Annotated in this window: 1 protein-coding gene; it reads left to right on the top strand. The window is 60.2% G+C overall.

The features are described from left to right. Positions 1-80 precede the first annotated feature (80 nt). The coding region (locus HK439_RS26440) for an ABC transporter substrate-binding protein (protein ID WP_190294467.1) at positions 81-467 on the top strand (387 nt) is incomplete at its 3' end.

Below are 467 nucleotides of genomic sequence, written 5' to 3'. Positions count from 1 at the left end.
GGGTGAATCCCTGAGCATTTCCTCGGTGCCGTGCCTTACGCTGCGGCCTGTTCCATTCAGAACCCAAGAGGAGACAGGCGATGAGATTTGCTATCAAGGCTGTAGCTGCATCCGTAATCCTGGCAAGCGCTGGCGGCGCGTTCGCTCAAAAGGGCGACACCGTGAAGATCGCTTGGCTCGACCCTCTGTCTGGCCTCATGGCCGCGGTGGGAACTAACCAGCTGAAGAGCTTCCAGTTCCTCTCGGAAGAGTTCAACAAGAAGAACGCTGCCGGCGTGAAGTTCGAGATCATCGGCATCGACAACAAGCTCAGCCCGCAGGAGACCACCAGCGCATTGCGCTCCGCCATGGACCAGGGCGCGCGCTACGTGGTGCAGGGCAACGGCTCGGGTCCTGCGCTCGCCATCATCGACGCGCTCGAAAAGCACAACGCACGCAACCCCGGCAAAGAGGTCATGTACCTCAAC

The organism is Roseibium aggregatum (genome assembly GCF_014692675.1).
Lineage (GTDB): Bacteria > Pseudomonadota > Alphaproteobacteria > Rhizobiales > Stappiaceae > Roseibium > Roseibium aggregatum_C.
The sequence above is the reverse complement of the archived record's forward strand: the minus strand, read 5'-3'. Positions and strand labels throughout refer to the sequence as shown.